The following is a 26,408-nucleotide window of genomic DNA, read 5'->3' on the forward strand; positions in this document are numbered from 1 at the left end:
GTAACCGCCTTGAAACGGCCCCGTGGCCAGACCACATCAAGTGGGCATCTCGCGCAGCCGATCCCGGCTCGGCGGACCGGCAAGCGGGCAAGACGTGCGGCGACGCCCCTTTTGTCTCGGCTTCCCTCCTGGCAGGATTTGCTTCGAAAACACGCCGGAACCAAGCTTTGAAACCCGGGCTAACGCCCGGATTCTCCGGGGTTTTCGGGGCGAGCCATTGCATCGGATTGGATTGAAATCGGCGCGCCAACTTTCTTTCGAAAATATGCTTGTTTCCCCAAGCCATTGCATTTCAATGAAAAATATGATTATATTGAACGGATATTCAATAAAAAGAAGAGACGTTTTATGAACCCGCATCTCCGTGACGTGGCCATTCCCAACGATTGGGACCGGCGGGGACTGCCTGGCTGGAGCTACCATTCCGATGCCCTCCTCGAACTCGAGAAGGAGCACGTTTTCCGCAACCACTGGCAGATCGCCGGACATGTCAGCGACATCCCTGACGCCGGCGATTACCTGGCCATGGACGTCGTCGGCGAACGCGCTCTGATCGTGCGCGGCAAGGACGGCGTCGTGCGCGGTTTCAACAATATGTGCCGCCATCGCGGCAGCCGTGTCGTCGCCGACAGCCAGGGCAACTGCAAGAACGCGCTAGTGTGCCCGTTCCACGGCTGGGTCTACAATCTCGACGGCACGTTGCGCGGCGCTGCCCGCCCGCGTTCCTTTCCCGATCTCGACAAGACCGAGTTCGGCCTGATGCCGCTCGATCTGGAGGTCTGGATGGGCTTCATCTTCATCCGCTTCCGCGCTGGCGGCCCGCAGCCCTCCGTCGCCGAGCTGATGAAGCCGATCGAGCCCGAATTCTCGCACTACAAGGCCGCCGACATGGTGCCCTCCTGGGGCATCTGGACCCAGAAAACTCCGGTCAACTGGAAGTCGGTGCGCGACGTCGACAATGAGGGCTATCACGTCGCCATGGCGCACCCGGCTCTGCAGGACCTCTATGGCGCGACCTATTTCGACGAACCCTTCGTCAACGGCGTGTCGCGCTCCTTCGCCAGCTACAACCCGCATGCCGGCCGTCGCTGGAGCGTCAGGAACTACGTCAAGATCGCGCCGGAGCCGGCGCATCTGCCGGACTATCTGAAGAAGGCCTGGGTCTATTATGGCATCTTCCCCAATGCCGTCCTCTCGGTGATGCCGGAATCGGTGCAGTTCTATCAGGAATTCCCGCTTTCGACGGGTGAGACCCTGCTGCGCGGCGCCATCTACCGCTATCGCGACGAAAGCCGCGAGCAGGCTGCGGCCCGCTATCTCTCCTTCCGCATCGACCGCGACACCATGTCGGAGGATGTCCAGCTTTCGGTGTGGTCGAACGAATCCATGCTGTCGGAAGCCTTCGAGGGTTTTTACCTCTCCGACCTCGAATACGGCGTGCGCACCCACCACGACCATCTGCGCAGGCAGATCCCCGTGCTTGGGCTCGAAACGGCGCCGGAGGAGAAGGACATGTGGAACTTGAACGACGCGCTGCGGTCGCGTGGATAGGCGACGCCGATAATTGGCGAAACCATCGGTGAGAGCGCTCCTCTCCCCCTCCTATGCGGGGCGAAGAAAGAACGTCATCCCCGCCACACCCCTTCTTTCCTGAGATCATCCATCGTGCGCGAAATGCCCTCGCGCAAAATGCCGACCATGTCGTCGATCTGCTCGCGCGTGATGACTAGCGGCGGCGACATCACGCACATGTTGATCAGCGGCCGCACCAGCAGGCCGAGCTCGTGGCAATGCGCGTCGATGCGTTTGCCGACATCCTTGTCGAGCTGCAGCGGGTCCTTGCTTTCGCGGTCGGCGACACATTCGACGCAGCCCATCAATCCCAGCCCGCGCACCTCGCCGACCAACGGCAATTCTTCCAGCGTCTTCAGCTGCGCCTGGAAGTAGGGCGCGACCGCTTGCGTATGGGCAAGTACGCCCTGTTCCAGAAGGTCGAGATTCCTGAGCGCCACTGCGCAGCCGACGGGATGGGAGGTGTAGGTCAGGCCATGGCCGAACATCGCGTCGGGATGGTTCGACCGGCGCAGTTCCTCCAGCAGCCGTTCCGATATGATGACGCCGCCGAGCGGGAAATAGCCCGACGTCACGCCCTTGGCGAAGGTGATCATGTCGGGATCGATGCCGAACACATCGCCGGAGGCGAAGACATGGCCCAGCCGTCCAAAGCCCGTCACCACCTCGTCGGAGACATAGAGGATGTCGTTGTCGCGGCAGATCTCGCGGATGCGCTTGAGGTAGCCGTCCGGCGGCACGATAACGCCGCCGGAGGCCTGCACCGGCTCGCCGACGAAAGCGCCGATCCGGTCAGCACCGACTCGCGCGACGGTGTCGCGGAACTGACCGACGAGGAAGTCGGTGAAATCAGCCATGCTCATGCCCTGCGGACGACGGAACGGATCGGGCGAGGACAGCTTGATCACCAGCTCGTCGGCGCCGTCCATCCAGTCGCGGTCACGCGGGCGGCCATTGAGCGAGGCCGACAGATAGGTCGAGCCGTGATAGGCGCCGCCGCGCGACAGGATCAGCTTCTTCTCCGGCCGGCCCCGCACATTGTTGTAGAACTGCATGAAGCGCAGCGCCGTCTCCACCGCCGAGGAGCCGCCTGTGGTGTAGAAGACGTGGCTGAGATCGCCGGGCGCATGACCTGCTATGCGACCGGCAAGTTCCGCCGACGGCGCGTTCATCGTGTACCACGGCGTGTTGTAGGACAGTGCCATCGCCTGGTCGTACATCACCCTGGCGAGCTCCTCGCGCCGATGGCCGACATTGACGCACCACATGCCGGCCGGCCCGTCGATCAACCGCTTGCCGGTGCCGTCGGTGATGTAGATGCCGTCGCCTTCGCCGATCAGCGCGCGCGCTTCCGCGCCGACCGAACCGGCATACGGCCAAGGCTGGACGAGATGGCGCCTGGCCAACTCGACGGCATCGGCAGCTCCGGCTCCGGCCATTTCGCTCGCCTTCAGGTCCCTCGCAGCCGCCATTGTCGTCTCCACATCACTTGTCGAATTCAGGATTTCGAAATTTGGCCGGCAATGCCGGAAATTTCCGGCATACTCCCCACAATTTTGAATGTCCGTTCAATCAATATCTCAGAAATAGCGCTTGATTTCAATCCGCGGATGCGGGCATGATGAAAGAAAGCCGGCAAGCTCGGAGCGCGATCAGCAAAACTGGTCACCGGTTTTGCGTTCGATCGCGCTCCAAAACAAAATTGGGAACAAACAGCCGGCGCCAGTCCAACGGGATACCGCATGGCGGGACGCTCCAGGCCAGCAACCGAGATCACAGCCGGAGCCCTGCCCCCCGGAGTCTGGCAATGACGGCGGCGGTGGAAGGGTCGCCCCCGTTGCGCATGACGCGGGCCAGACGAAATGCCCTTCTGCAATCCGAACCCGTGCAGGGCTTTGCCCTGATCAGCCCAACCTTTCTCTACGCGCTCATCCTCCTGGTCCTGCCGATCCTGGTGGTCATCGCCCACTCCTTCTGGACGCAGAACTATCTGACCATCGACCGCACCTTCACGCTGGAAAACTACCGCGTCGCCCTGACCGAGCCGATCTATCGCGATCTGTTGTGGCGCTCGCTGTATATCTCGCTGACGGTCAGCTTCTTCACCGTCGTCCTGGCTTATCCGATCGCCTATTTCATTTCCTTCCACGGCGGCCGCCACAAGAGCCTGTGGCTGTTCCTCATCACCATCCCGTTCTGGACCAGCTATCTCCTGCGCGTGATGTCGTGGAAGGTCATTCTCGGCTATAACGGCGTCTTGAACTCCGGGCTGATCGGCCTCGGCATCATCAACGAGCCGTCGACGGCGCTGCTCTACAATTCGAGCGCCGTCATCATCACGCTGACCCACGCCTGGGCGGCCTTCGCCATCCTGCCGATCTTCGTCTCGCTGGAGAAGATCGACCGGACCCTGGTGGAGGCGGCTACGGATCTCGGCGATGGTCCCTTTCGTTCGTTCCTTCGCGTGACTTTGCCGCTGTCGGCGCCAGGCATCATCTCGGCGGCGCTGATCGTGATGATCCCGACGGTCGGCGACTATGTCACCCCCAAACTCGTCGGCGGCAAGGACGGCGTCATGATCGCCAACGCCATCCAGGCGCAGTTCGGCAAGGCCTCGAACTGGCCGCTGGGCGCCGCCCTTTCCGTCACCACCATGCTGGTCGTGACGTTGATGGCCGGCGCCACGGTGCTGGTCATCCGTGCCGCCCAGAGGCTTGCGCGATGAGCGCGGCGCGACGTCTGCTGCCGGGCGGCTGGCTGTCGGCCTACGCCTTCCTCTATGTCGGCTTCCTTTATCTGCCCGTGATCTTCCTGCCGATCTTTTCGATCAACACTGCGGCCACACCGAAATTCCCGCTGACCGGCTACACCCTCAAATGGTACGAGGACCTGCCCAACACGCCGGCGCTGCTCGACGCCACCTGGAACAGCCTGATCGTCGGCGTCTCGGCGTCCGTCCTTTCGACGGTTCTCGGCATCCTCGCTGCCCGCTCGATCACCCGCTACCGCTATCCCGGCCGGCGGGCCATCAACGGTCTGATCATGGCGCCGCTCGTGCTGCCGGAAGTCATCGTCGCCATCTCGATGCTGCTGGTGATGCTGCAGCTCGGCTTGAGCCTCTCCCTGTTCACCGTCGTGCTCGGCCATGTCCTGGTCTGCATCCCCTATTCGATGACGGTGCTGACCTCCGGCTTCGAGGGTTTCGATCGCAGCCTCGAGGAGGCCTCGGCCGACCTCGGCGAGAGCGCCTTCGGCACCTTCCGGCGGGTGACGCTGCCGATGGTGGCGCCGGCAATCATCTCCAGCCTGCTGGTCTGCTTCACCATTTCGCTGGACGAGTTCATCATCGCCTTCTTCCTGACCGGTACCGAGGCGACGCTGCCGATCTATATCTGGGGCCAGTTGCGCTTCGCGGCGAAACTGCCGGGCGTGCTCGCGCTTGGCACGCTGCTGCTGGTCGCCTCCTTCCTGCTGATGACCGTCGCCGAAATCCTGCGCCGCCGCGCCGCCAGACGCACCCAGAACGAGGGAGGGCTTTATGCCTGAGCAGGCCCCATCCGCACGAACCCTGTCCGAACGGACGATGATCGAGATCAACGGCGTCACCCGCAGCTACGGCGCCTTCAAGGCGCTCGACGATGCGTCCTTGACCATTCGCGAGGGCGAATTCTTCTCGCTGCTCGGCCCGTCCGGCTGCGGCAAGACCACGCTGTTGCGCATGATCGCCGGCTTCGACAACCCGACGAGCGGTTCGATTTCGGTCGGCGGCCAGCCGATGGAAGGCATTGCGCCCAATCGCCGACCGACCAACATGGTGTTCCAGAGCTATGCGATATTCCCGCATCTCAATGTCGAGCAGAACGTCGCCTATGGCCTGAAGCGGCTGAAGCTCCAGGGCGGCGAGGAGAAGCGCCGCGTCGTGGAAGCCTTGGCGCAGGTCTCTCTCACCGGCCTCGGCAAGCGTCTCGCCACCGAGCTGTCCGGCGGCCAGCGGCAACGCGTCGCGCTCGCCCGCGCGCTGGTGATGCGGCCCAAGGTGCTGCTGCTCGACGAGCCGCTGTCGGCGCTCGACAAGAAGCTGCGCGAACAGATGCAGGTCGAGTTGCGCCGCCTGCAGCAGGCCGTCGGCATCACCTTCGTGCTGGTCACCCACGACCAGTATGAAGCGCTGGCCATGTCCGACCGCATCGCCGTGATGTTCGGCGGCAAGATCGCGCAGGTCGCCTCGCCCAAGGAGATCTACCAGCGGCCGGTCAACCGCCAGGTTGCCGACTTCCTCGGCGGCATGAATTTCGTCAAGGCCGAGATCGTCGAGGAGAACGGCGGCTCGCTGGTCGTCGACACGCTGGGCTTCGGCCGTGTGAAGACCGACAAGCCAAAGGCCTTCGTGCGCAATGGCAGCGGCGCCACGCTCGGCATCCGCCCGGAGCGCCTGCGCGTGTTGTGGGACAACGCGACGGCCAAGTTCGAGGTTGCCGGAAAGGTGGTCGAACGCCACTATTTTGGCGAGATCACCCATCTGATCGTCGAGATCCCCGGCCTGGAAAAGCCGCTCTCTGTGACCGAAACCAACGATTTCGGCGCCGACGACATTCCGGTCGGCACTTCGATCCGCCTTGCCTACGATCCCGAAGCCCTGGTGGCGATGGCCGACTGAAGGTCGGCGACTATCTTGCGCGCGGCGATGCGCCCGGCAACGATCGCCCCTTCGACATAGCCGGGGAATGACGGCGACAGCTCCGACGATGCGAAATGAACAGGCGGCGCGCCGGCCAGGAGCACGGGCTCGGCATCGGTCGCGGCAACGTCGACGATGAGGTCGCTGTAGCCGCCGCCGCTCCAGCGGTCATGCGTCCAGTCGCGCTGGCTGAACTCCGCGATTTCGGCCGCGTCGGGGCCGAGGGCTTCCACCAGTTTCCCGGTCACTTCGGCGCGCAGTGCCGCCTCGCCGAGCTCACCCCAGCGCAGGGCGAGCGGGCCGCCGACGAAGACGACCAGCGCCGCGTGGCCTTCATCCGGACTGGCATCGCAGGCGAACAGCCCCGGCGGGTCGCGCCACATCACCATGCCGCTCAAGCCGCGGCGGCGCCAGAAGGCAGCGGGGTAGCGCACCAGCACCTTGATCACGGCGCCGCTTTCCCAGACGCCGAGTGCCTTCGCCAGGGATTCGGGCAAGGCGGGTGCGAAGCCCAGTTTCGCCACCATGACCGGCGGCACCGCGACAAGTGCCGCCCGCGCTTCAATGACACCCGCCGCCGAGACGATACGAACGCCTTGCGGTCCATGCTCGATGCACGAAACGGCTGCGTTGAGCCGCAGCCGGTCGCCGAGATCGCTGGCCAGGTCCTCTGCCACTGACTGCATCGTCTCGCGCAGGAAATACTGCAGCTCCGGCACCTCATTGGTGATGCGCCGATCATTGTCGATCAGGTGCCAGAGCGGCAGTTTCTCCAGCGCCAGGCACCACAGGCCTTCGATCATCGAGCGGAAGGCTGCCTTAACGGCATCGGCATCATCCTGCCGGTCGAGCCAGGCGGCAACCGTCAGCCCGGCAATCGAGGGATCGTCCGGCGCGATCGCGTTCATCCGCTCGCGGATCGCCATCGAACCAGAATAGGTTCGCTTCGCCTCGGCGGCGGAGATTGGCGGCTGGGCGACAAACGCGCCCTCGACATGGGTTTCGACAAGCGTCCTGCCGCGCGCGTCGACAAGCGCCATCAGCTCCGGCATGTCCTCGCACAGGAACTGGCCGCCACTGTCGATGCGCTCGCCGAAGCCGATCTCCACCGATTCGACGCGCCCGCCGACACGGTCGCGCGCCTCGAGCAGCACGAAATCGACGCCGGCCTTTTTCAGCTCGAGCGCTGCCGACAGACCGGAGAAGCCGGCGCCGATGATGACGACATCGGCTTTTGCGGATTCGCTGTTCAATAGCCGGCCTTGATCTTCTCGAACTCGGCGACCATGCGCTGCTTGAGCTCCGGCGCCACCAGCTGTTGGAACAGCGTCTTGTCGAGGAATTTATCGAGATCGTCGAAGCCGCGGTCGGCCAGCACCTGGTGATCGACTGCGGCCATGCCGGCACCGTTGCCATGGCCGTAGCCGAAGGTCTTGACCATATAGTCCGACACCCCGGGCGCATTGACGGCGCTCAGGAAATCATAGGCCCGGTCGAGCTTGCCCGGCGCGTCCTTCATCAGCACATAACCGCAAACCCAGGTCGAAATGCCTTCCTTGCTGTCGCGGTTCATGGCGATCGGCAGGCCTTGCCCCTTCAGCGTCACATAGGTCTCGTTCCAGCCCCAGACGAGATCGACCTCATTGCCGATGAAGGCCTGGTTGAGATCGGTGTCGTCGGTCCAGTAGAAACGGATGTTCTTGTGCACGTCGCGCAGGAAGGCGGACGCCTCCTGGAACTGGGCATCGGTCATCCCTGTCCAGTCTTTCAGCCCGATGACGAGACTCGCCAGCGCATAGGCGTCGTCGACATTGTCGCCGATGGTGACGCGGCCCTTGAACTTCGGGTCAGCGAAGATCCTGAGCGATTGCGCCTGCTCCGGCGTCACCTTGTCGGTGCGGTAGAGAAGCGAGGTGTTGCCCCAGTCGAACGGCATGAACCACGCTTTGCCGTCGTCGGTGGTGGCGAGATCCTTCATCGCCATGATGCCGGGATTGAGGTCTTTCCAGCCTGCTATCCTCGACGTGTCGAGCGGCTGCAGCAAGCCCGCCTCGCGCCACTTGACCACGCTTTGCGAACAGGGATGCGCGATGTCGGCCTTGAAGCCGGCCCGCATCTTCTCGAAGGCCTCGTCCTCGTCGCCGAAGAAGGCGAAGGTCGGCTCGGCGCCGTATTTGGCGGCATAGGCGGGGTGCAGCAGCGGGTCCTCATAGCCGGACCAGTCGAACACGACGAGGTCGCCGCCACCTTCCGCCCAGGCATAGACGGCGCCGGCGCCGATCACGCAGGCGGCGGCAAGGGCAAGGCGGCGTAGCACTGGCTTCATGGTGCGAATTCCCCCGTCGCGAAAGGCTGCCGCGAGGTTATGAGAATTCGCCTCTCTTGGCGAGCCCACCCACCATCTCCGCAGGCGGGCGGGCGGCCGAACCGGCTCAATATCCGGCTTTGATCTTCTCGAATTCGGCGATCATCTTGAGCTTGAGCTGCGACGGCACCGGCGACTGGAACAGCGTCTTATCGACGAATTTCTGCACATCGTCATAGCCTTTTTCCTTCAGCACGGCCTGATCGACGCCGGCCATGCCCTTGGCGTTGGCCTGGCCATAGCCCCAGTCCTTGACCAGCACCTTGGCGGTTTCGGGATCGTTGACGGCGTTCAGATAATCATATGCCTTGTCGACATTGCCGGGCGCATCCTTGAACAGCACATAGCCGCAGACCCAGGTCGAAATGCCTTCGTCCGTGTCCTTCTTGGCTTTGATCGGCACGCCGGCGGCGACCGATTGCACGGTGGCGTCGTTCCATGCCCAGGCAAGATCGACCTCGCCGCCGCTCAAAAGCTGCACCACGTCTGTTGTGTCGGTCCAGTAGGAGCGCACGTTCTTGTGCACCTGGCGCAGGAAATCCGACGCCTGTTTGAACTGGTCGTCGGTCATCTTGGTCCAGTCCTTAACGCCGATGGCGAGGCTCGCCAGCGCATAGGCGTCGTCGACATTGTCGCCGATCGACACCCGGCCCTTGAACTTCGGATCCGCGAACGCCTTCAGCGACTGCACGTCCTTGGCGTCGACCTTTTCGGAATTATAGGTGAGTTGGGTGTTGCCCCAGTCCCAGGGCATGAACCAGGCCTTGCCGTCCGCGGTCGTGGCGAGATCCTTCATCGCCATGATTCCGGGATTGAGATCTTTCCAGCCTGTGATCTTCGATGTGTCGAGCGGCCGCAGCAGGCCGGCCTCGCGCCATTTCACCACGCTCTGCGAGCAGGGATGGCCGAGATCGGCCTTGAAACCCGAGCGCACCTTTTCGAACGCCTCGTCCTCGTCGCCAAAGAAGGCGAAGGTCGGCGAATCGCCGTTCTTCTCGACATATTTCGGATGGAAGCTCGGATCCTCATAGCCGGACCAGTCGAACACGACCAGGTCCTTGTCGGCGGCAACCGCCAGGGCTGCGGCCGAGGCCGCCAGCACGCCGGTCAATGCCAGGGTCAATGTCAGGCGTCGGGCCAATGTCAGCCGCTGGATTGATGTCTTCATTGCTGTTCCATCCTCTTTTATTTTATCGATTGCTTCATGCCTTGCGACGGGTGGCGGCTGCTCCCTGGTAATGTTTGGGGAATGCGGCCGACAGGAATTCGTTGGCTGCCTGCAAGGCGCTCTCGCGGGTGGTGTCTTCGGTGCCCATCATCAAGCGCAGCCACAGCCCCTCCAGCATCGCGCTGAGCGCCAGCGCCATGACCTGCGGCTCGTAGTCATATCCGCCGCTTTGCTTGAGCGTCGCGCAAAGCTCGATGAAGATGTTCTGGTAGACGGCATCGCGGGCGCTGCTCAGCGCCTGGTAGGTCGGCCGCGACTTGGCCTCGCCCCAGAAGGCGCACCAGGCCGCCAGCTTGCGCTTGTTGCAGATCGAACGGTCGAAATCGGCCGCGACCAGGGTCCGCAACTGGTCGGCGGGGTCGTTCCCCGCTTTCTCCAAGGCATTGCGCCAATGCGCCGAGTACTCGTCATACATATGCTGCAAGGTCGCGATCAGCAGTTTTTCCTTGCTCTCGAAATGGAAATTGACGATGCCGCGCGACAGGCCCGCGCCATCGGCGACGTCGGCCATCGTCGTCTCCGAATAGCCGCGCTTGGCCAGCGAATCGATCGTCGCCTCGATCAGCTGAAGCTGCCTGACCTCCTTGGAGGCCTTGCGCCCGCGTTTCTCGGGTTCGCTCGATGCCTCGGCGGACTGCTCTTGGCGTGCTGCAATTTTCATGGGTGCGGTCATGCTCCACATCGCCGGCTAGCCGACCATCTTCGGTTTTTGCCCGCGAAGATGAGTGGGACGGTGCTCGCCACTGTCAAGCACCTTCTGCATGGCCTCCCAGGTTCGTATGTTCTTGTCGACATAGGCGGCGCCCACTGCCGCCGCGACCGTCGGATAGAGCGGCCCCTTCAGCCTTTCCAGTTCGCCCCGCGCCACCTCGCGGTACCAGGGATTGCGGTCGCGAACCGCGATCTCGGCAAAGCCCGCCTGGCGCATCGCCTGTGAGTAACGCGCCGGCGAGGCCATCGCGAAGGACAGCCCTTCGGCGGCGACATAGGCCTTCATCTCCGGTGATGGTTCGCCGTCATGCGAGATCATCCAGTTTGATGCCGCAAAGGCGCCGCCGGCCTTGAGCACGCGGAATATCTCCGCAAACAGCGCATCCTTGTCGGCGACATGCAGCAGCGCATCCTTGGAGAAGACGACGTCGAACGACTGATCCTCGAAAGGCAACCGCCCAGGCGGCGCCTGAATGAAGCTGGCGCGGTCGGCAAGCCCGCGGGAGGCTGCCCGGCGCCTGGCCGTTTCGATCACCGGCCGCTCGACATCGAAGCCGGTGACGTGCGCGGCGCCATGCCGTTCGACCAGATGCAGCGTGATGCCTCCGGACCCGCAGCCGATGTCGAGCACGGTCTTGCCTGCGAGCGAAAGTCCCTCGAGCACGCGGTCGACTTCGTCGGGCCCGCCCGGCGACAGGTAGCCGTCGCCCCACAGCGCCTCGAGGAAGCGGATGGCGGCTCCGTCGTACTCCGGCTCGGCCTCGGCCGTTTCGATCATCAACCCTCGATCCCCAATCGACGAATGTCCGTCTCGAACGCCTGCAAAGCCTAGCCCAGGTCTGGGAAAACGCAACATCATTTGTTGAACATTCATTCAATACGGCTGGACAAAACGACGACTACCGTGCCAAATTTCGCGCATTGAGGGGACGGATTACGCCAAAATGAACAGCGGATCGCATGGAAAGACTGGGCCAAAATGAAAGCTTGGGATGCGATCGTCATCGGCGGCGGACACAACGGACTGGTCAACGCCTGCTATCTCCAGCGCGCCGGGCTCGACGTGCTGGTGGTGGAGAAGAATCCCTGGGTCGGCGGCGCCGCCACCAGCCGGGAATTGACGTCGGGCTTCCTCTATTCCAACTGTTCCTATGTCTGTTCGCTGTTTCGCCCTGAAATCATGCGCGACCTCGAACTGCCGCGCTTCGGCCTGCAGGTTATCTCCTATGAGGGCGGCGCGGTGTTCACCAGGGATGGCGATTATCTCGCCAATTACCGGGACCATGATGCACACCGGCGCGAATTTGCGCGCTTCTCGAAACGCGATGCCGAAGCCTACGACCGTTATGCGCGCGACGTGACGCGCCAGTGCCGTTTCATCCAGCCGCTGTTGATGCGCACCGCGCCCGACCCGACCAGTCTGCGGCCGCGGGATCTGGGCGAGCTCCTTTATCTGGGCAAGAAATTCGCGGGCCTGTCGGCGGAGGAAATGGCGCTGACGCTGCGCTTCTGGACCATGTCGATCTCGGACTTCCTCGATGAATATTTCGAGACCGATGTCATCAAGGCCAATTTCGCTTTGTCCGGTATCATCGGCACGGCGCTCGGGCCGATGTCGCCCGGCACGGCTTATGTGCTGCTGCACCACTATATGGGCGAGGTCGACGGCTCGGTCGGCGCCTGGGGCTATGCGCGCGGCGGCATGGGCGCGGTGACAAAAGCGCTGGCGGCATCCTTCAAGGCGTCGGGTGGAACCATTCGCACCGGCGCCGAGGTCGACCATGTTCTGGTGAGCCGCGGCAAGGCCAAGGGTGTGGTGCTGGCCGGCGGTGAGGAGATCCGTGGCAAGCTCGTCGTCTCCAACGCCGACGTGAAGCGAACCTTCCTGAAACTGGTCGAGGAAAAGGAACTGCCCGAGATTTTCCTGCGCCGGGTCAGGAACTTCAAGATCCGAGGTTCGTCCGGCAAGGTCAACATCGCGCTGGACTCGATGCCCGAATTCCCGGCTCTGCCGAAGGATTCCCCGGTCTATCGCGGCGACATGCATTTCACCGATTCGATGGAGCGCATGGAGCGCGCCTATGACGACTGGAAGGCCGGGCGCTGGTCGGCCGATCCTTTCCTCGACATGGTCATCCCGACGACGCTCGACCCGACGATGGCGCCGCCGGGAAAACACTTCATGAGCTGCTTCGTGCAATACGCGCCGCCCAAGGTAAACGGCCATGAATGGTCCGACGCCGATCGCGACGGATTCGCCGAAAGCGTGATCGCGCAGATTGCCGACTACTCGCCCGGCTTTCGCGACCGCATCGTCCACATGGAGGTGCGCACGCCGCGCGAAATCGAGGCCGAGGTCGGGCTCACCGAAGGCAACATCTTCCAGGGCGAACTGACCTTCGACCAGCTTCTGTTCAACCGCCCGGTGCCGGGCTACGCGCAATACCGCTCGCCGGTCGGCGGTCTTTATATGTGCGGCTCCTCGACCCATCCCGGCGGCGGCGTCATGGGCGCGCCCGGCCGAAATGCCGCGGCCGAGATCCTGCGCGATCTCGCCAAATCGACCTCGCATATGAGCCCGGCCCATGACGTCATATGATGCAATCGTCATTGGCGGCGGCCATAATGGCCTCGTCACTGCTGTCACGCTGGCGAAGGCAGGGCGCAAGGTGCTGCTGCTGGAAGCGGGAGCCGATCTCGGCGGCGCCGCGCGCACGGAGGAATTCGCGCCGGGTTTTCATGTCTCGTCGATCGCCCATCTGCTGAACCGCCTGCATGCCGACGTGGTGAAGACGCTGGAGCTGGAGAAGCATGGCCTGCGGATCACCCCAGACGACTTCGCGCCGTCGGTTGCGCTGTCGATGGACGGCTCCCCGCTGGTCCTGCACCGCGCCTATGGCGAAACGCTGACCGGCGCAAGTTCGTCCGAGCAATCCGCGTGGAAGCAGTTGCGCGCGCAACTGCTTCGCTACGCCGGCATCCTGGAACCCTTCCTCTCGCGTCGTCCGCCCGATCTGGCCGGCATGTCGCTGCTGGAGACGGCGGCGCTCGGCCAGACCGCTCTGGCGCTGAAAAGGCTCGGCAAGGAAGACATGCGCGATTTCCTGCGTGTGCTTTTGATGAACGTCGCCGACCTGCTCGACGAGCAGCTTGCCGACATCAGGCTGAAAGGGCTGCTGTCCTTCGACGCGACGCTCGGCAGCCATCTCGGTCCGCGCTCGCCCACCTCGCTGCTCGGCCTCTATTACCGGCTGGCCGGCGAGGCCGGCGGTGCGGCCGGCGCGCAGATAGTGCCGAAGGGCGGCATGGGCGCGGTGATCGCCGCCATCCGCGCCTCGGCCGAAAAGGCCGGCGTGAGCGTCCGCACATCGGCGCCTGTCGCAAGGATCATTGTCGAGAAAGGCCGCGCCGTCGGTGTCGCATTGGACAATGGCGAGGTGCTGCGCGCCAGGACGACCGTCTCCGCGATCAATCCGGCGACGACTTTGCTCGACCTTGTCGGTCCACGCGAACTCGACACCGGCTTCGTACGCAAGGTGAACAACATCCGCATGAAAGGTGATGTCGCCAAGCTCCACCTGGCGATCGACAGGCCCCCGCAATTCACAAATGTCGATGCTGCCGGCCACAGGGGGCGGCTGGTTATCGCCCCCTCGCCCGATCATGTCGAGCGCGCCTTCAATCCATCCAAATACGGCGCGTTCTCGCCCGAACCGGTGATGGAGATCACGCTGCCAAGCCTCGCCGATCCATCGCTCGCGCCCGACGGCGCCTGCGTGCTGTCGGCGGCGGTGCAATACGCGCCCTATGCTCTGAAAGAGGGATGGGGCGCCGGCAAGGCGAAATTCCTGGAGGCAATCATGGCTCAGCTCGAAGCCTACGCGCCAGGCATCGGCAAGACGGTGCGCCACACCGAGCTCTTGACGCCCGCCGACATCGAAACGCGCTACCGCATGCCGGGCGGCCACTGGCACCACGGCGAGTTGCAGGCCGACCAGATGCTGATCTCGCGCCCGGTCTCGGGCTGGCCCGGCTACGACACACCGCTCGACGGGCTGTTTCTCGCCGGTGCCGGTTCACATCCCGGCGGCGGCGTCTCCGGCGCACCTGGATTGAACGCCGCTCGACGCATCATTGCGATGAAGGGGTAAGGCGATGTTTCAGTTGGCGGCAGTCGCGTTCTACGGCGAAGGATCGCCAGCATGAATCAGCAACCATCATCCGCCCGGATCGCCGCCCAATCCCACTTCCGCACGTTGCGTCTCGGCACGCCGTTCCAGCCGCGCATCGATGCTCTGGCCAAGACCCAGGATTGGTACAACTGGGCGGGCTACCGCGCCCCCCATTCGCTGTGGGACGAGGAGCTCGAATATTTCGCCATTCGCAGCCAGTCGGCGCTCTTCGACATCTCGCCGATGACCAAGTACCGCGTCGAGGGACCGGACGCCGAGGCCTTCCTCGACCGCGTCACGCTGCGCGACGTGACCAGGCTGAAGCCGGGCCGCGTCCATTACACCGCGTGGTGCGACGACGAGGGCTTCGTCCTCGATGACGGCACGCTGTTCCGGCTCTCGCCAACGCGGTTCCGGCTGTGCTCGCAGGAGCGGCATTTGCCTTGGCTGCTCGACAGCGCCATCGGGTTCGATGTGACGGTGGAGGAAGAGACCGAAGCCGTCGCGGGCCTGGCACTGCAAGGTCCGACCTCTTTCGCCGTGCTGCGTGATGCCGGTTTTGCCGATGTCGAAAAGCTGAAGGCATTCGACCTCGCCGAATTCCCGCATGATGGCGAAACCGTCACCATCTCGCGCACCGGCTTCACCGGCGACCTCGGCTATGAATTGTTCATGCCGGTCGACAAGGCGCTGAGCCTGTGGGACCGGCTGATGGCGGCCGGCGAACTGCGCGGCATCCGCGCCATCGGCTATACCGCGCTCAACCGCGCCCGGATCGAGGCCGGGCTGATCGTCGCCAATGCCGACTTCACGACAGCCGAACACGCCATCCGTGCCGACCGCTTGCGCATGCCCGACGAGATCGGGCTCGGCTTCATGATCGACCTGGAAAAGGCCCATTTCAACGGCCGTCGCGCCATCTTCGAGGGACGCGCCAAGCGCACGCTGCGGCATGTGCTGGTCGGGCTGGAGATCGAAGGCAACATCCCGGCCGAACACGCCATCGTCTATCACAGAAAAAGCCAGGAGGTCGGGCTGGTCAGCGCCGCCATGTGGTCGCCGATGGCCAAGCGCAACATCGCCATCGCTTCGCTGGCGCGACCACATGGTGATACTGTCGTCGACGACCTCTGGGTCGAGATCTACGCCATGCGCGAGCTGCAATACCAAAAGCTGATGAAGCGGGCCAAGGTGGTGCCGCGGCCGTTCATCAAGCTCGATCGTCGCACCGCCAATCCGCCGGCGGATTTCTGACCATGGGCGAGGAAGCCGACAAGCAGCAAGAAGAGGCGGCCGAACAGTGGGAACTGGTCAACACGCCACTCGGCGAAAAATGGTCGGGCCGCACACGCTATGCCGCCGCTATGTTCTTCTACAAGCGCGGCGAGATGAGCGCCGAGACGCTTGAGGTCTACCGCATCTGCGCGCGGCTCGATTCGGAAAACCCGCTGCCGATCATCCGCGACCGCGGCGTCGGCAAGGACTGGCTGAAGCGCATGGGATTCGGCTGAACTTCCTATCCTATGGTTTTCTCCAGCATGGCCAGCCAGTTTCGGTAGGCGATCTTTTCGATCAGCGCGCGGCCGAAGCCGCGTGCGGCGAGCGCATCGATGAGCTTCGGCAGGCCGGCGGCGTCGCCAATGACGGCCGGGATCATGGCTCCGTCGAAATCGGAGCCGAGGCCAACCCCATCCTCACCCAGCGCCTGCAGCAGGGAATCGATGTGGCGCACCATGATGTCGAGGCCGGTATCGGCATTCATCTTTCCGTCCTCGCGCAGGAAGCCGGTGGCGAAGTTCAGCCCGACCATGCCGCCGGTTTCGCGAATCGCACCGAGCTGCCAGTCGGTGAGGTTGCGTGAGTGGCCGCAGATCGCATGCACGTTGGAATGGGTCGCGACCAGCGGCGCATCGCTGAGCGCGGCGACGTCACGAAACCCCTTCTCGTTGAGATGCGACAGGTCGATCATGATCCTGAGTTGGTTGCAGGCCTTGACCAGCGCCTTGCCGGCATCGGTCAAGCCGGGACCGGTATCGGGCGAGGACGGAAAGCGGAACGGCACGCCATGGCCGAAAGCGTTCGGGCGGCTCCAGACGATGCCGAGCGAGCGCAAGCCGGCGGCATGCAGCACGTCGAGCATGGTGAGTTCGGGATCGATCGCCTCGACCCCTTCGATATGGAATACCGCAGCGATCGAGTCGCGCACCATGGCGCCGCGCACATCTGCGGCATTGCGGCAGACGCTCAGCGCTCCGGCCCGTTCCAGCCTGAACAGGATCGAGGCCATCGCGATCGTCGAGGCCAGCGCATCGCTGTGCGGGAGTTCGGGCGGCAAAGGCTCGGCATCGCTGGGCGTCGACGGGACAGCGCCGCGCCGGCCTCTCTCGACAGGCGGCGGGAAGATCGCGAACATGCCGCCGGCGAACCCGCCGGCCCGTGCGCGCGGCAGGTCGATATGGCCGCCCGATTTCCCTTCCATGAACAGCTTTTCGACGTCCGGGTCTTTCGACTGATAGAGTCTGAGCAGCGTGTCGTTATGGCCGTCGAAGACGGGAACGAGATCGGTTTCGGTCATGAAGGGATCATTCGGTTCGATGTGTCGCACGCCGCCCGCGATATATCATATCTACTTAGGCAAGATGGGCCGAGCGTGCAAATGCCAAAGCCGTGCTGGCCTATCACACTGTTTTACTCCCGTGGGTCCCGACTGGTAAAGCGCCGGCTGATCCTACCCCTTCAGCACGTCGGCCCACTCCGGATGACGGCGGAACTGGGCGTTGGCGAAGGGACAGAGCGGGATGATCTTCTTGCCCGCCGCGCGCGCGTCCTCGACGGCGCGGGTGACGAGCCGAAGCCCGGCACCCTGGCCGCGAAACGCGTCGGGCACTTCGGTGTGGTCGATGATGATCTGGTGCTCGCCGATCTTGGTGAAGGTCATCTCCGCCTCGGCCCCGCCCGGACCGCGCAGCACGTAGCGGCCCTTAGAGCCACGATCTTCGAGTTCGATCTCCGGCAGTTGGTCAGGCATCGCTTACTCCTTGGGCCACGCCGGCAAAGAGCCGCCGCGCCGCCTCGATTTCGTTCGGCCGCACTTCGTGCCCGCCTTCATGCCACTCCACTGTGACATCGGCGCCATCGGCGCGCAAATAGGCTTCGAGCCGCGAAGTCAGGTTCGGCGGACAGATCGGATCCCGCCTGCCGGCCGTCACCAGAATGCGGCGCCCGGCAAGACTGCCGTTCACCTCCGGTTCGAACGGGATCAGCGGGTGCATCAGCACCGCCGCGTCGAACAGGTCAGGGGCTTCGAACAGCAGCGACGCCAGGATGTTGGCGCCGTTGGAGTAGCCGAGAGCGTGTATCGCCGACGGCTTCGCCGCTGCTATCTGCGCCTTGACGAAGCCCGCCATCTTCCGAGTCGCGCGCGCCAGGTCCTGCATGTCATAGACGCCCTCGCCGGTGCGACGAAAAAAGCGCGCAGCGCCTTGTTCAGACACATCGCCGCGTGGCGAGATGATGGTTGCCCGGGGCGCGAGATCGCGCCCCAGCGAGACGAGCTGGCCCTCGTCGCCCCCGGTGCCATGGAAGACGAAGAGCAGCGGACCGCCCGGCGAACCGGGCAGTACCTTGTGGATGTAGCTGTCTGTGCTCATGACCCCGCCCCTCAGTCTTCCAACTTCTGCAGATGCTTTTCGAGATAGGGCCGCAGGTGCTGATGCTGCGCCGGCAGCTTCAAGGTTTCACCGAGATGGGCGGTGTCCTCGTCGCGGTCGAAGCCCGGCTCGTTGGTGGCGACTTCGAACAGAACGCCGCCCGGCGTGCGGAAATAGATCGCCCAGAAGTAATCGCGGTCGATCACTGGCGTCACCTGGTAGCCGGTATCCATCAGCGCCTTGCGCACTTCGAGCTGCCTGGCTCGATCCTCGACGGCGAAAGCGACGTGATGGACCGAGCCCGCGCCGAGATCGGCAAAGGCGGCACCGGGTAGCGATTCGATGTCGACGACGTCGGCGCCATTGCCGTTCCTGATCGCCAGCCGCCGGACATTGCCGGATTTGTCGACCTCCTCATAGCCCATGAACTTCAAGAGTTCCTCGGTGGCGCCGCCATCCTTCAGGCGCAGCGACACGGAGTGAAAGCCGCGGATCGCCTCGTCGGCGGGGATGCCGCCCTTCGCCCATGGCGCGCGCGTGTCGGCCCTGTCCTCGACGAGCGCGAAACCGTCGCCGTCCGGTCCGGCGAAGGCCAGACGCTTCTCGCCAAAGGTCTCTTCGCGCGACAGGCCGGCGATACCTTCCTCGGCGAAGCGCCTTTCCCAATAGGCGAGCGTGCCTTCCGGCACCGAATAGGCGGTGGTGCCGACTTCGCCGACGCCGTGACGGCCCTTGCCGATATTGGGAAACGGAAAATAGGTCATCACCGAACCCGGCGTGCCGAGCTCGTCGGCATAGTAGAGGTGGTAGACGTCGGGCGCGTCGAAATTGACCGTTTTCTTGACCCGGCGCAGGCCGAGCTTCCCAGTGAAGAACTCATTGTTCTGGCGGGCATCGCTGGCCATCGAGGTGACGTGATGCAAACCCTTGATCTGGTCGAGCATGAGTGCTGCTCCCTTGTTCTATTGCGGCCCCTGCCGCTGTCCTCGCCAATATGAGCATCGGCCTGTTCCCGTCAAAGGCGACAAAGACGGGATGGACTGTACTCTGGAAGTGAACAATCGAAAGCAGTTTGTTCACCGAACCACCAGCAGCCCGGGCTTGCGCCGGGGCGGGATTTCGGTTCCATGAGCGACGCTCGCACATTAGCCAAGGATTATCGCCAGTGACCGGAAAAGGCAGGCGTCCGAACGTTCTCCTGATCACCTGCGACCAATGGCGCGGCGATTGCCTTTCGGCGGCCGGCCATCCCCTGGTGAAGACGCCGAATGCCGACGCATTGGCAGCGGAAGGCGTATTGTTCAAGCGGCACTATGGCGGCGCGGCACCCTGCTCGCCGGCCCGTGCCTGCCTCTATACCGGCCTCTACCAGATGAATAACCGGGTTTGCCGCAACGGCACGCCGCTCGATGCCCGTCACGGCAATATAGCGCTTTCGGCGCGCGCGCTGGGCTACGATCCGACGCTGTTCGGCTACACCGACGTATCGCTGGATCCGCGCCGGCTCGCTCCGGCTGATCCGCGGCTGCGAAGCTATGAAGGCGTGCTTCCTGGTTTCACGGTGCGCCAATTGCTGCCAGAGCATCAGAAGCAGTGGCTGTCATGGCTGGGAATGCAGGGCATCGATACCGACGCCGGCTCCCCCGCGATCCATCGACCGGCGAACGGGGCAGGCGACGCCGGCTCCGTGACGACTGCGCCGCCCGTCTATTCGAAGGAGCAGACGCCGACGGCTTTTCTTGCCGGCGAATTCATCCGATGGCTGGGCGAACAGGATCATGCCGCGCCCTGGTTCGCGCATCTCTCTTTCATCAGCCCACATCCGCCCTTCATCGCGCCTGCACCATACGACGCGATGTACGACCCCGCCGACGGCCCCGGCTTTCGCCGCGCGGCAGGCTGGCAGAAAGAGGCGGACAGCCATCCCTATCTCGCCTACGATTTCGGCAGGCAGAAAAAGCACAAGTTTCGACCTGGCGCCGCCGGCAGCGTACATGACTGGAGCGAGGATGATTTCCGCCGCATCCGCGCGATCTATTACGGCATGATCTCGGAAGTCGATGCGCAGCTCGGCCGTATCTGGCAGGCGGTCAAGACGGCGGGCGCGTGGGACGACACGGTCATTGTGCTTACCTCCGACCATGCCGAGATGATGGGCGACCATTTCATGCTGGGCAAAGGCGGCTTCTTCGACGCCAGCTATCATATCCCCCTGGTCATCCGCGACCCACGTCACGGCCACACCGCAGGCGTGGCCGTCGACCGCTTTACCGAGGCGGTGGACATATTGCCGACCTTGCTCGACCTGCTGGGCGGCGAACCGGCGCCGCACCTCGACGGTCACTCGCTGCGGCCGTTCATCGCCGGCGAGGAGCCGTCGGACTGGCGCGACGCCGCGCATTGGGAATTCGATTTTCGTTCGATCGCGGAAGGCGAAGCCGAACGGCATTTCGGCCTTGCCTCGCGCCAGTGCAATCTCGCCGTGATCCGCACGGAAAAATTCAAATATGTGCATTTCGGCGGCGGCCTGCCGCCATTGCTGTTCGACCTGGAGAAGGATCCCGCCGAGCTCGCCAATCTGGCCGCCGATCCCGCCTATCTCCCGATCAGGCTCGAGTTCGCCGAACGGCTGCTTGCCTGGCGGGCCGAACATCTCGACCAGTCGCTGACGCTGGCGGAGCTGACCAGGGATGGCATTGTGGGCTATGCAAGTAGGGCAGTAGGGGAATAGGGAATCCCTATTGCCCTACTGCCGTTGTTGCTATCTCACGATCATCCGCTGCTGCTCGCGGTTCTGCGCATAGCTGCCTTTGTCATAGGCGGCCTGGGCCTCGAGCTGCTCCTTGGTGAAGGTCGTGTAGAGATATTTGTTACCGTCCTTGTCGGTCATGAATTTCAGGTTGTCCATGCCGACGGCGACTTCCTTCTCGCCGACGCCGAGGAAACCGCCGACATCCACGATGACCGCGTCGGTCTTGTTGTCGGGCGTCAGCACGACATCGCCGATCTCGCCGACCTTGACGTCGTTGGCGCCATAAACTGTGGTACCCTTGAGATCGTCGCCCCTGACCTCGCCGACAGGCATTTCGGTCAGTTTGGATTTGTCGATCGCTGCGGTCTTCGTCTGGTCGGGAGCGGTCGCATCAGGCGTGGAGGCGGACGGGGCCTGCGCCGTCTTGTCCATCGGAGCCGTATTGGTTGTCGGCGCGACGGCCGGGGTGGACGCAGCAGGTGCGTTCGATGCCGTCGTGACCGGAGCCGGATCATAAGCCTTGCGGTTGAAGTCCGGCAATGCCTGCAGCTCTTCCTTGGTGGTTTGGGCCACCAGCCAGCGGTCGCCGTTTTTCTCGGCCCACTGGGCCTTGCCGAAATCATACGTGACGTTCTTCTCGCCGATGCCGAGGAAGCCGCCGACGCCGATGACCAGTGATTGCGCCTTGCCTTCCTTGGTCAGGACGATGTCGTTGACGTTGCCGATGTTCTGCGCATCGTCGCCGGTCCCGTTATAGACGCTCTCACCGATGATATTGGTGGCGAGATTGCCGTCGGCGCGCTTCACCGGTTCCGCCGGAGCCGCGTTCATGTCGACTGGCGCCTGGGCGGTATCGCTCGGCGCGGATGTTGACGGCGCCTGTGCCGCTGTCGATGCGGCCGGTGCCGGAGCATAGGGCTTGGTGTCGAACTCCGGCTGCGCCGTCAACTGGTCCTTGGTCGTCTGGGCGACCAGCCAGCGGTCGCCGTTTTTCTCGGCCCACTGCAGCTTGTCGTAATCGAACGCGACATTCTTCGTCCCGACGCCCAGAAAGCCCCCGACGCCGATGACTATGGATTTGGCCTGACCGTCCTTGTCGAAGACGATGTCGGTTACTTTGCCGATATTCTCGGCATTGTCGCCGGTGCCGTTATAAACCGATTCACCGATGATGTTGGTGGCGATGCTGCCCTCGGCGTGCACCACAGGAGCGGCGGGTTGCTCCGCGCCAGGCGCAGCCGGTGTCGGAGTTGTCTGCGCATGCGCGCCCGTCGCCACGAACATGGCAAGAGCAGTCGTGGCTAAAAGATTGCGGATCATGATGGTGTCTCCTCGTGCCTGATTTCATGCATGCCGCACCGGCCTCCGCCGTCACCGGCGACGGGCGAACGCGGCATTCGCCTGATCACAACGTCGTGACTGCGCCCATTGTTCCGACAAAAGCCAGGACGCATATTCTCCGCACACGCGGCTCGCAACTTGCGTCCTGCAAAGGGAAATTCGCCGCATCATCCGGAACCTTTTTGCCACTTGCGCCGTTCAGCCGACGGCTGGAGCTTCTCCGGCTCGGAGTTTTTTTGAGAACACGGAGGGGACATGCGGTTTGCGGCGGTGCTGAACCGGGACGGTGGCACCTTGCGCACCCTCGACCTGGATGGCTTTCGCGATCGCATGCGCGACCTGCTGGAGGCAGCAGGCCATTCCATCGATATCGACGTGGTTGCCGGCAAGGACATCGTGCCGGCATTGGACAACGCGGCTTCGCGTCGCGGCATCGACGTGGTTCTCGCCGGCGGCGGCGATGGCACGATATCGGCGGCGGCGGCGCGGCTGATGGGCAAGAAAAAGGCGCTGGCCATATTGCCCGCAGGCACCATGAACCTCTTCGCGCGCGGGCTCGGCATCCCGCAGACGCTCGATGCGGCTTTGCGATCCTTCGCCGATGGCGAGGTGATGGCGGTGGACATCGCCACCGCCAATGGCCGGCCTTTCGTGCATCAGTTCTCGATCGGCATGCACGCCAAGATGGTGCAGCTACGCCAGAACATGGAGTTCGGCTCCCGGCTGGGCAAGATGCGGGCATCCGCGAAAGCGGCTTGGCAGACGATCAAGAATCCGCCGGCGATGACGGTCACCCTGACCATTGGCGAGGCCGAGATCACGGCGCGAACCACCGGCGTCGGCGTCACCAACAACCTGTTTGGAGAGGGTCACCTGCCCTTTGCCGACAATCCGGCGGGCGGCGTGCTCGGCATTTATGTCACCGTCGCGCGGCAGCGCGCCGAACTGGTCAAGTTCTTTTTCAACGTCGCGCGTGGCAAATGGCGTGACAATGAACATGTCGAAATCCATCAGACAGAGCGGGCTGTGCTGAAGATCCGGTCGGCGGCCAGGAAATACCGCGCCGTCCTCGACGGTGAACTTATCAAGCTCGAGGACGAAATTACCATCGAAATCCACCCGGGCGCCTTGAACGTGCTGGTGCCGCGGCACGCCATGCGGGCAAAGGCGGCCTGATGCAGGGGCAGCCGACGAGGAACAGAAGTCTAGCCGCTCGGAGCGCTGCCTTGTTCGGTGGTCGGGGATTTCGTGTACTCGCCGTAAATCTCGACGATGCCCCAAACGACAAAGGCCAGGAGAAGTCCCGCAATCAGGATCCGCAAGCCGTGCCAGCCCCAGTGTCCCTGACGCGCTTTGTTTTCAGGAATGGTCTTGGGCATAGCCGGCCTCGATGCGATGTGGACGCGTTGAGCGTCTCTGGCAAAACATCTTCGGGTAACGGTTCCTTGCTACGAAGGTTCCGCGTTTGGCCAAGCCCTTCGCCGGCAAGTCGGGAAGGCGAAGTCGGAGGGCTCGCGAGGAAGCGTTGGGGGCGCTGGTGAACAAGGCGGCGAAATTGGCGCCGGGCCTTCCGGCCGAAGTAATGCACGTCGTCAACGACGCCGGCCGGCTGGCCGTGCTGCACGGCTTGCAGGCGCTGGATACGATGGCTGACGCCGACTTCGACGGCGTCAGCCGCCTTGCCGCGGCCGCCATGCGCGCACCGATCGCGCTGGTTACACTCGTCGACGTCGAGCAGCAATGGTTCAAGTCGCGTGTCGGCCTGGACGAGATCGAGACCGCAACCGACATCTCCTTCTCCGCCCATGCGATTGCCGCGGGCGGCGAACTGATGGTGGTACCCGACGCGACCTTGGATCCGCGTTTTAAAGCCAACTCACTGGTCACGGGCAAGCATCACATCCGCTTCTTTGCGGGCGCGCCGGTGACCGTCGCCGGCGCCAGGATCGGAACGCTCTGCGTTTTCGACCGCAAGCCCCGTCCCTTTCCATCGCGCGTCAGGCTCGACCAGTTGAAGGCGCTGGCCGGCCTAGCCGCCAGCCTGTTCACGCTGAAGGATGCGACGCGCAGCGGCGCCATCGCCGAGGCAGCGCTGGTTCGCGAAGAAAAACGGCGCGCCATAGCGCTCGACGCGGCATCGCTTGCCAGCTGGGCCTGGGACATCCGCACCGACATGATCGAATGCGATGGTTTGCTGCCGGAATTGTTCAATCTGCCGCGATCGAACCGGTTGCGGGCGCGCGACATCCTGATGGCAATAGATCCACGCGACGTCTATCAAACCGAAACCCGCTTCCGCGACGCCTTGGCCGGCGGCGACGACTATTTCGGCGAGTACCGAGTGAAAGGCTTCCATCCACCCCGCTGGCTGGCGACGCGCGGCCGCGTCATCGAGCGCGATGGCGACGGCAAGCCGACGCTGATCTTCGGGGTCAATTACGACATATCCGAACGCAAGCTTGGGGAGGAAAGGCAAAGGCTGCTGCTTCGCGAACTCAATCATCGCGTCAAGAACACGCTGGCGACCGTTCAGGCGCTGGCGACGCAGACCGTGCGCCATGCCCGGCAGCCGAGCGCTTTCCTGGAAGCCTTCGGCGCCCGGCTCCAGGCACTCGGCATCGCCCATAATCTGCTGTCCGACCGGGAATGGCGCGGCATCGGCATCCATGAACTCGTCCAGATCGAGGTGAGGCCCTTCGACACCGCCGAGCAACTGCGCATGACGATCACCGGTCCCGATCTGTTGCTGTCGCCGGACCAGGCAGTGGGGCTGGGCCTGATCTTGCACGAACTGGCCAGCAACGCCCTACAATATGGGTCGCTGTCGGCGACATCCGGCAAGGTCGATCTGAGCTGGAAGACACAAGGCAGAAAAAGCGACCGGCGCCTTGTCCTGACTTGGCGCGAAAGCGGCGGTCCTGCGGTTGCCCCGCCCGAGCGGCACGGTTTCGGCTCGATCCTGATCCGCCGCAGCCTGGCCAAGGTCATCTCCAGCGAAGTGGCGCACGAGTTCCGGCCGGAAGGCGTCTTTGCCGAAATATCCATGCCGCTGGAGGATCTCTCCAAGTGACCGGCCCAGCTTTAATCCGGACGCAGCCTTCATCCGGTCAGCCTCAATCAGGATCGCCGCCAGCCGGCCCGCCGGGACCTGGTTTCACGTTCTCGCGGTAGATGGCATAAGCCGCCAACGCCACGGCGGGACCGAGAATGGCCCCGAGGCCGCCCTTTCCCTTGAGCAGCGCCGGCAGAGCGGCCAGTGCGGCGGTGACCCCGATTGCGGTCATGTCCGCCTTGCGCCGTTCTGCCCGGCGCCGTGCGCGCGAGCCGGCCGAGAAGCGATAGATCAGCAAGATCAGGCCCGCGACGATCAGAAAGCCGACGCCGAAGCCCAACGCCGCCGCGAGCGGCCCATAGCGGTCCGCAGCCCATATATAGCCGGCCCCGATCAGGAAGCCGAGACCGCACAGCGCCGCGAGCGCGGCAAGCGCATAGACAATTGCAGCCGTGCGCGCGCGGCGCATGGCTGCAACGGTTTCGCCCGAAGCCAGGCCCGAGACAAGGGAAGCCAGCAATCCCATTTGAGCGGGACTAGCGGCGCGCCAGGAGCGCGAACAGGAAGCCAACGCCGGCGGCGATCGCCAATGAAGTCACCGGCTTCTCGCGCACGCTTGCCGCTATCTGCGCCTCTATATCCCTGGTGTTGCTGCGCAGGCTGTCAAAGGCTGCCTCGCCTTGGGCGCGCAGATGCTCGACACCTTCGGCGGCGGCACGGCGGGCGGTGCCGTATCCATGCTCACCTGTCTTTGCCAGCTGCTTCGTCAGCTTGTCGATATCGGCCTTCAACTGCCTGATATCGGCTTCGAGGTCCGAGTTCGCCCGCGCTTCGCTTGCGTTCTTTCCTGCGGCAGCTGCCATCGCTTAACTCCCTGTGATTGCTTT

26 protein-coding genes are annotated in these 26,408 nt (G+C 63.7%); 11 read left to right on the plus strand and 15 right to left on the minus strand.

The annotated features are described in order from the left end of the window. Positions 1 to 348 precede the first annotated feature (348 nt). A complete protein-coding gene (locus tag FJ946_RS29305; RefSeq protein WP_140500615.1) occupies positions 349 to 1,551 on the plus strand; it encodes an aromatic ring-hydroxylating dioxygenase subunit alpha in 1,203 nt (400 codons plus the stop codon). 74 nt (positions 1,552 to 1,625) lie between these two features. On the opposite strand, the gene FJ946_RS29310 is transcribed toward FJ946_RS29305, so the two are convergent. Together FJ946_RS29310 and FJ946_RS29315 are read right to left on the minus strand one after the other, a co-directional pair. Continuing rightward, positions 1,626 to 3,044: an aminotransferase gene (locus tag FJ946_RS29310; RefSeq protein ID WP_140567489.1), complete on the minus strand. Its 1,419-nt coding sequence runs from the start codon at positions 3,042 to 3,044 to the stop codon at positions 1,626 to 1,628. A gap of 26 nt (positions 3,045 to 3,070) precedes the next feature. Further along, positions 3,071 to 3,316, minus strand: a complete 246-nt coding sequence (locus FJ946_RS29315) for a hypothetical protein (RefSeq protein WP_140567487.1) — start codon at positions 3,314 to 3,316, stop codon at positions 3,071 to 3,073. 63 nt (positions 3,317 to 3,379) lie between these two features. Between FJ946_RS29315 and FJ946_RS29320 the strand changes: the two genes are divergently transcribed. Genes FJ946_RS29320 through FJ946_RS29330 form a run of 3 tightly spaced genes read left to right on the plus strand, consistent with a single transcriptional unit; the run spans position 3,380 to position 6,229 of the window. Further along, positions 3,380 to 4,297 carry an ABC transporter permease gene (locus tag FJ946_RS29320; protein WP_140517906.1) on the plus strand — a complete coding sequence of 306 codons (918 nt, stop codon included), beginning with the start codon at positions 3,380 to 3,382 and terminating at the stop codon, positions 4,295 to 4,297. After that, the gene (locus FJ946_RS29325; RefSeq protein WP_140525484.1) at positions 4,294 to 5,118 is read left to right on the plus strand and encodes an ABC transporter permease; all 825 of its coding nucleotides are present in this window, start codon (positions 4,294 to 4,296) and stop codon (positions 5,116 to 5,118) included. The genes FJ946_RS29320 and FJ946_RS29325 overlap by 4 nt, the downstream gene beginning before the upstream one ends. Positions 5,119 to 5,155: 37 nt before the next feature. Next, a complete protein-coding gene (locus FJ946_RS29330) occupies positions 5,156 to 6,229 on the plus strand; it encodes an ABC transporter ATP-binding protein (protein ID WP_140567515.1) in 1,074 nt (357 codons plus the stop codon). Here FJ946_RS29330 and FJ946_RS29335 read toward each other — a convergent pair. The 5 genes from FJ946_RS29335 to FJ946_RS29355 form a co-directional block, all read right to left on the minus strand. After that, positions 6,193 to 7,503, minus strand: a complete 1,311-nt coding sequence (locus tag FJ946_RS29335) for a flavin monoamine oxidase family protein (protein WP_181167727.1) — start codon at positions 7,501 to 7,503, stop codon at positions 6,193 to 6,195. The two genes, FJ946_RS29330 and FJ946_RS29335, sit on opposite strands and share 37 nt — an antisense overlap. Continuing rightward, positions 7,500 to 8,576: an extracellular solute-binding protein gene (locus tag FJ946_RS29340; RefSeq protein WP_140567485.1), complete on the minus strand. Its 1,077-nt coding sequence runs from the start codon at positions 8,574 to 8,576 to the stop codon at positions 7,500 to 7,502. Before FJ946_RS29340 ends, FJ946_RS29335 begins: the two co-directional genes overlap by 4 nt. A 106-nt stretch (positions 8,577 to 8,682) precedes the next feature. Beyond that, positions 8,683 to 9,783, minus strand: a complete 1,101-nt coding sequence (locus FJ946_RS29345) for an ABC transporter substrate-binding protein (RefSeq protein WP_140525481.1) — start codon at positions 9,781 to 9,783, stop codon at positions 8,683 to 8,685. A gap of 34 nt (positions 9,784 to 9,817) precedes the next feature. Continuing rightward, positions 9,818 to 10,504, minus strand: a complete 687-nt coding sequence (gene betI, locus FJ946_RS29350) for a transcriptional regulator BetI (protein ID WP_224647079.1) — start codon at positions 10,502 to 10,504, stop codon at positions 9,818 to 9,820. Between the two features lie 27 nt (positions 10,505 to 10,531). Then, positions 10,532 to 11,332 carry a class I SAM-dependent methyltransferase gene (locus FJ946_RS29355; protein ID WP_140561592.1) on the minus strand — a complete coding sequence of 267 codons (801 nt, stop codon included), beginning with the start codon at positions 11,330 to 11,332 and terminating at the stop codon, positions 10,532 to 10,534. Positions 11,333 to 11,533: 201 nt separating this feature from the next. Here FJ946_RS29355 and FJ946_RS29360 point away from each other — a divergent pair, with 201 nt between their 5' ends. From FJ946_RS29360 to FJ946_RS29375, 4 genes are read left to right on the plus strand one after another with little or no spacing between them, the layout of a single operon-like run. Then, positions 11,534 to 13,153, plus strand: a complete 1,620-nt coding sequence (locus FJ946_RS29360) for an NAD(P)/FAD-dependent oxidoreductase (RefSeq protein WP_140500605.1) — start codon at positions 11,534 to 11,536, stop codon at positions 13,151 to 13,153. Next, positions 13,140 to 14,705: an NAD(P)/FAD-dependent oxidoreductase gene (locus FJ946_RS29365; RefSeq protein ID WP_140567483.1), complete on the plus strand. Its 1,566-nt coding sequence runs from the start codon at positions 13,140 to 13,142 to the stop codon at positions 14,703 to 14,705. The genes FJ946_RS29360 and FJ946_RS29365 overlap by 14 nt, the downstream gene beginning before the upstream one ends. A 51-nt stretch (positions 14,706 to 14,756) precedes the next feature. Further along, a complete protein-coding gene (locus tag FJ946_RS29370; protein WP_140567480.1) occupies positions 14,757 to 15,980 on the plus strand; it encodes an aminomethyltransferase family protein in 1,224 nt (407 codons plus the stop codon). A gap of 2 nt (positions 15,981 to 15,982) precedes the next feature. After that, the gene (locus tag FJ946_RS29375; protein WP_140517897.1) at positions 15,983 to 16,237 is read left to right on the plus strand and encodes a hypothetical protein; all 255 of its coding nucleotides are present in this window, start codon (positions 15,983 to 15,985) and stop codon (positions 16,235 to 16,237) included. A gap of 5 nt (positions 16,238 to 16,242) precedes the next feature. On the opposite strand, the gene FJ946_RS29380 is transcribed toward FJ946_RS29375, so the two are convergent. The 4 genes from FJ946_RS29380 to FJ946_RS29395 all read right to left on the minus strand — a co-directional run bounded on the left by FJ946_RS29380 (position 16,243) and on the right by FJ946_RS29395 (position 19,320). Continuing rightward, on the minus strand, positions 16,243 to 17,301 hold the full coding sequence (locus FJ946_RS29380; protein ID WP_140567477.1) for a dipeptidase: 1,059 nt from the start codon (positions 17,299 to 17,301) through the stop codon (positions 16,243 to 16,245). A 153-nt stretch (positions 17,302 to 17,454) separates the two neighbouring features. Then, positions 17,455 to 17,754: a GNAT family N-acetyltransferase gene (locus tag FJ946_RS29385; RefSeq protein WP_140567475.1), complete on the minus strand. Its 300-nt coding sequence runs from the start codon at positions 17,752 to 17,754 to the stop codon at positions 17,455 to 17,457. Further along, positions 17,747 to 18,376, minus strand: a complete 630-nt coding sequence (locus FJ946_RS29390; protein ID WP_140567472.1) for an alpha/beta hydrolase — start codon at positions 18,374 to 18,376, stop codon at positions 17,747 to 17,749. The genes FJ946_RS29385 and FJ946_RS29390 overlap by 8 nt, the downstream gene beginning before the upstream one ends. An 11-nt stretch (positions 18,377 to 18,387) precedes the next feature. Next, positions 18,388 to 19,320, minus strand: coding sequence for a VOC family protein (locus tag FJ946_RS29395; RefSeq protein ID WP_140567470.1), 933 nt, complete (start codon positions 19,318 to 19,320; stop codon positions 18,388 to 18,390). A gap of 221 nt (positions 19,321 to 19,541) precedes the next feature. Here FJ946_RS29395 and FJ946_RS29400 point away from each other — a divergent pair, with 221 nt between their 5' ends. Beyond that, positions 19,542 to 21,107 carry an alkaline phosphatase family protein gene (locus FJ946_RS29400; protein WP_140517893.1) on the plus strand — a complete coding sequence of 522 codons (1,566 nt, stop codon included), beginning with the start codon at positions 19,542 to 19,544 and terminating at the stop codon, positions 21,105 to 21,107. 30 nt (positions 21,108 to 21,137) lie between these two features. On the opposite strand, the gene FJ946_RS29405 is transcribed toward FJ946_RS29400, so the two are convergent. Continuing rightward, on the minus strand, positions 21,138 to 22,448 hold the full coding sequence (locus FJ946_RS29405; protein ID WP_140517892.1) for a PRC-barrel domain-containing protein: 1,311 nt from the start codon (positions 22,446 to 22,448) through the stop codon (positions 21,138 to 21,140). Positions 22,449 to 22,724: 276 nt separating this feature from the next. Between FJ946_RS29405 and FJ946_RS29410 the strand changes: the two genes are divergently transcribed. Continuing rightward, positions 22,725 to 23,645, plus strand: a complete 921-nt coding sequence (locus FJ946_RS29410) for a diacylglycerol kinase family protein (RefSeq protein WP_140500595.1) — start codon at positions 22,725 to 22,727, stop codon at positions 23,643 to 23,645. Between the two features lie 29 nt (positions 23,646 to 23,674). Here FJ946_RS29410 and FJ946_RS30910 read toward each other — a convergent pair whose 3' ends face one another. Continuing rightward, on the minus strand, positions 23,675 to 23,848 hold the full coding sequence (locus FJ946_RS30910) for a hypothetical protein (protein ID WP_181165417.1): 174 nt from the start codon (positions 23,846 to 23,848) through the stop codon (positions 23,675 to 23,677). Positions 23,849 to 24,006: 158 nt separating this feature from the next. Between FJ946_RS30910 and FJ946_RS29415 the strand changes: the two genes are divergently transcribed. Further along, positions 24,007 to 25,539: an HWE histidine kinase domain-containing protein gene (locus FJ946_RS29415; protein WP_246671781.1), complete on the plus strand. Its 1,533-nt coding sequence runs from the start codon at positions 24,007 to 24,009 to the stop codon at positions 25,537 to 25,539. A gap of 43 nt (positions 25,540 to 25,582) precedes the next feature. Here the strand turns inward: FJ946_RS29415 and FJ946_RS29420 are convergent, their stop codons facing one another. Next, positions 25,583 to 26,047, minus strand: a complete 465-nt coding sequence (locus FJ946_RS29420) for a hypothetical protein (protein ID WP_140500594.1) — start codon at positions 26,045 to 26,047, stop codon at positions 25,583 to 25,585. Positions 26,048 to 26,057: 10 nt separating this feature from the next. Continuing rightward, complete coding sequence (locus FJ946_RS29425; RefSeq protein ID WP_140517891.1) at positions 26,058 to 26,384, minus strand: DUF883 family protein; 327 nt, start codon at positions 26,382 to 26,384, stop codon at positions 26,058 to 26,060. Between the last annotated feature and the right edge of the window lie 24 nt (positions 26,385 to 26,408).

Origin of the sequence: Mesorhizobium sp. B2-4-7, from assembly GCF_006442685.1 — a bacterium.
Taxonomy (GTDB): domain Bacteria; phylum Pseudomonadota; class Alphaproteobacteria; order Rhizobiales; family Rhizobiaceae; genus Mesorhizobium.

Coding starts and splice junctions, on each gene's coding strand:
- FJ946_RS29375 (WP_140517897.1), top strand. CDS start 15,983: ATGGGCGAGGAAGCCGACAAGCAGCAAGAAGAGGCGGCCGAACAGTGG.
- FJ946_RS29395 (WP_140567470.1), bottom strand. CDS start 19,320: ATGCTCGACCAGATCAAGGGTTTGCATCACGTCACCTCGATGGCCAGC.
- FJ946_RS29390 (WP_140567472.1), bottom strand. CDS start 18,376: ATGAGCACAGACAGCTACATCCACAAGGTACTGCCCGGTTCGCCGGGC.
- FJ946_RS29340 (WP_140567485.1), bottom strand. CDS start 8,576: ATGAAGCCAGTGCTACGCCGCCTTGCCCTTGCCGCCGCCTGCGTGATC.
- FJ946_RS29370 (WP_140567480.1), top strand. CDS start 14,757: ATGAATCAGCAACCATCATCCGCCCGGATCGCCGCCCAATCCCACTTC.
- FJ946_RS29365 (WP_140567483.1), top strand. CDS start 13,140: ATGACGTCATATGATGCAATCGTCATTGGCGGCGGCCATAATGGCCTC.
- betI (WP_224647079.1), bottom strand. CDS start 10,504: ATGAAAATTGCAGCACGCCAAGAGCAGTCCGCCGAGGCATCGAGCGAA.
- FJ946_RS29315 (WP_140567487.1), bottom strand. CDS start 3,316: ATGCGGTATCCCGTTGGACTGGCGCCGGCTGTTTGTTCCCAATTTTGT.
- FJ946_RS29330 (WP_140567515.1), top strand. CDS start 5,156: ATGATCGAGATCAACGGCGTCACCCGCAGCTACGGCGCCTTCAAGGCG.
- FJ946_RS29380 (WP_140567477.1), bottom strand. CDS start 17,301: ATGACCGAAACCGATCTCGTTCCCGTCTTCGACGGCCATAACGACACG.
- FJ946_RS29405 (WP_140517892.1), bottom strand. CDS start 22,448: ATGATCCGCAATCTTTTAGCCACGACTGCTCTTGCCATGTTCGTGGCG.
- FJ946_RS30910 (WP_181165417.1), bottom strand. CDS start 23,848: ATGCCCAAGACCATTCCTGAAAACAAAGCGCGTCAGGGACACTGGGGC.
- FJ946_RS29385 (WP_140567475.1), bottom strand. CDS start 17,754: ATGCCTGACCAACTGCCGGAGATCGAACTCGAAGATCGTGGCTCTAAG.
- FJ946_RS29360 (WP_140500605.1), top strand. CDS start 11,534: ATGAAAGCTTGGGATGCGATCGTCATCGGCGGCGGACACAACGGACTG.
- FJ946_RS29325 (WP_140525484.1), top strand. CDS start 4,294: ATGAGCGCGGCGCGACGTCTGCTGCCGGGCGGCTGGCTGTCGGCCTAC.
- FJ946_RS29420 (WP_140500594.1), bottom strand. CDS start 26,047: ATGGGATTGCTGGCTTCCCTTGTCTCGGGCCTGGCTTCGGGCGAAACC.
- FJ946_RS29425 (WP_140517891.1), bottom strand. CDS start 26,384: ATGGCAGCTGCCGCAGGAAAGAACGCAAGCGAAGCGCGGGCGAACTCG.
- FJ946_RS29355 (WP_140561592.1), bottom strand. CDS start 11,332: ATGATCGAAACGGCCGAGGCCGAGCCGGAGTACGACGGAGCCGCCATC.
- FJ946_RS29410 (WP_140500595.1), top strand. CDS start 22,725: ATGCGGTTTGCGGCGGTGCTGAACCGGGACGGTGGCACCTTGCGCACC.
- FJ946_RS29305 (WP_140500615.1), top strand. CDS start 349: ATGAACCCGCATCTCCGTGACGTGGCCATTCCCAACGATTGGGACCGG.
- FJ946_RS29320 (WP_140517906.1), top strand. CDS start 3,380: ATGACGGCGGCGGTGGAAGGGTCGCCCCCGTTGCGCATGACGCGGGCC.
- FJ946_RS29310 (WP_140567489.1), bottom strand. CDS start 3,044: ATGGCGGCTGCGAGGGACCTGAAGGCGAGCGAAATGGCCGGAGCCGGA.
- FJ946_RS29345 (WP_140525481.1), bottom strand. CDS start 9,783: ATGAAGACATCAATCCAGCGGCTGACATTGGCCCGACGCCTGACATTG.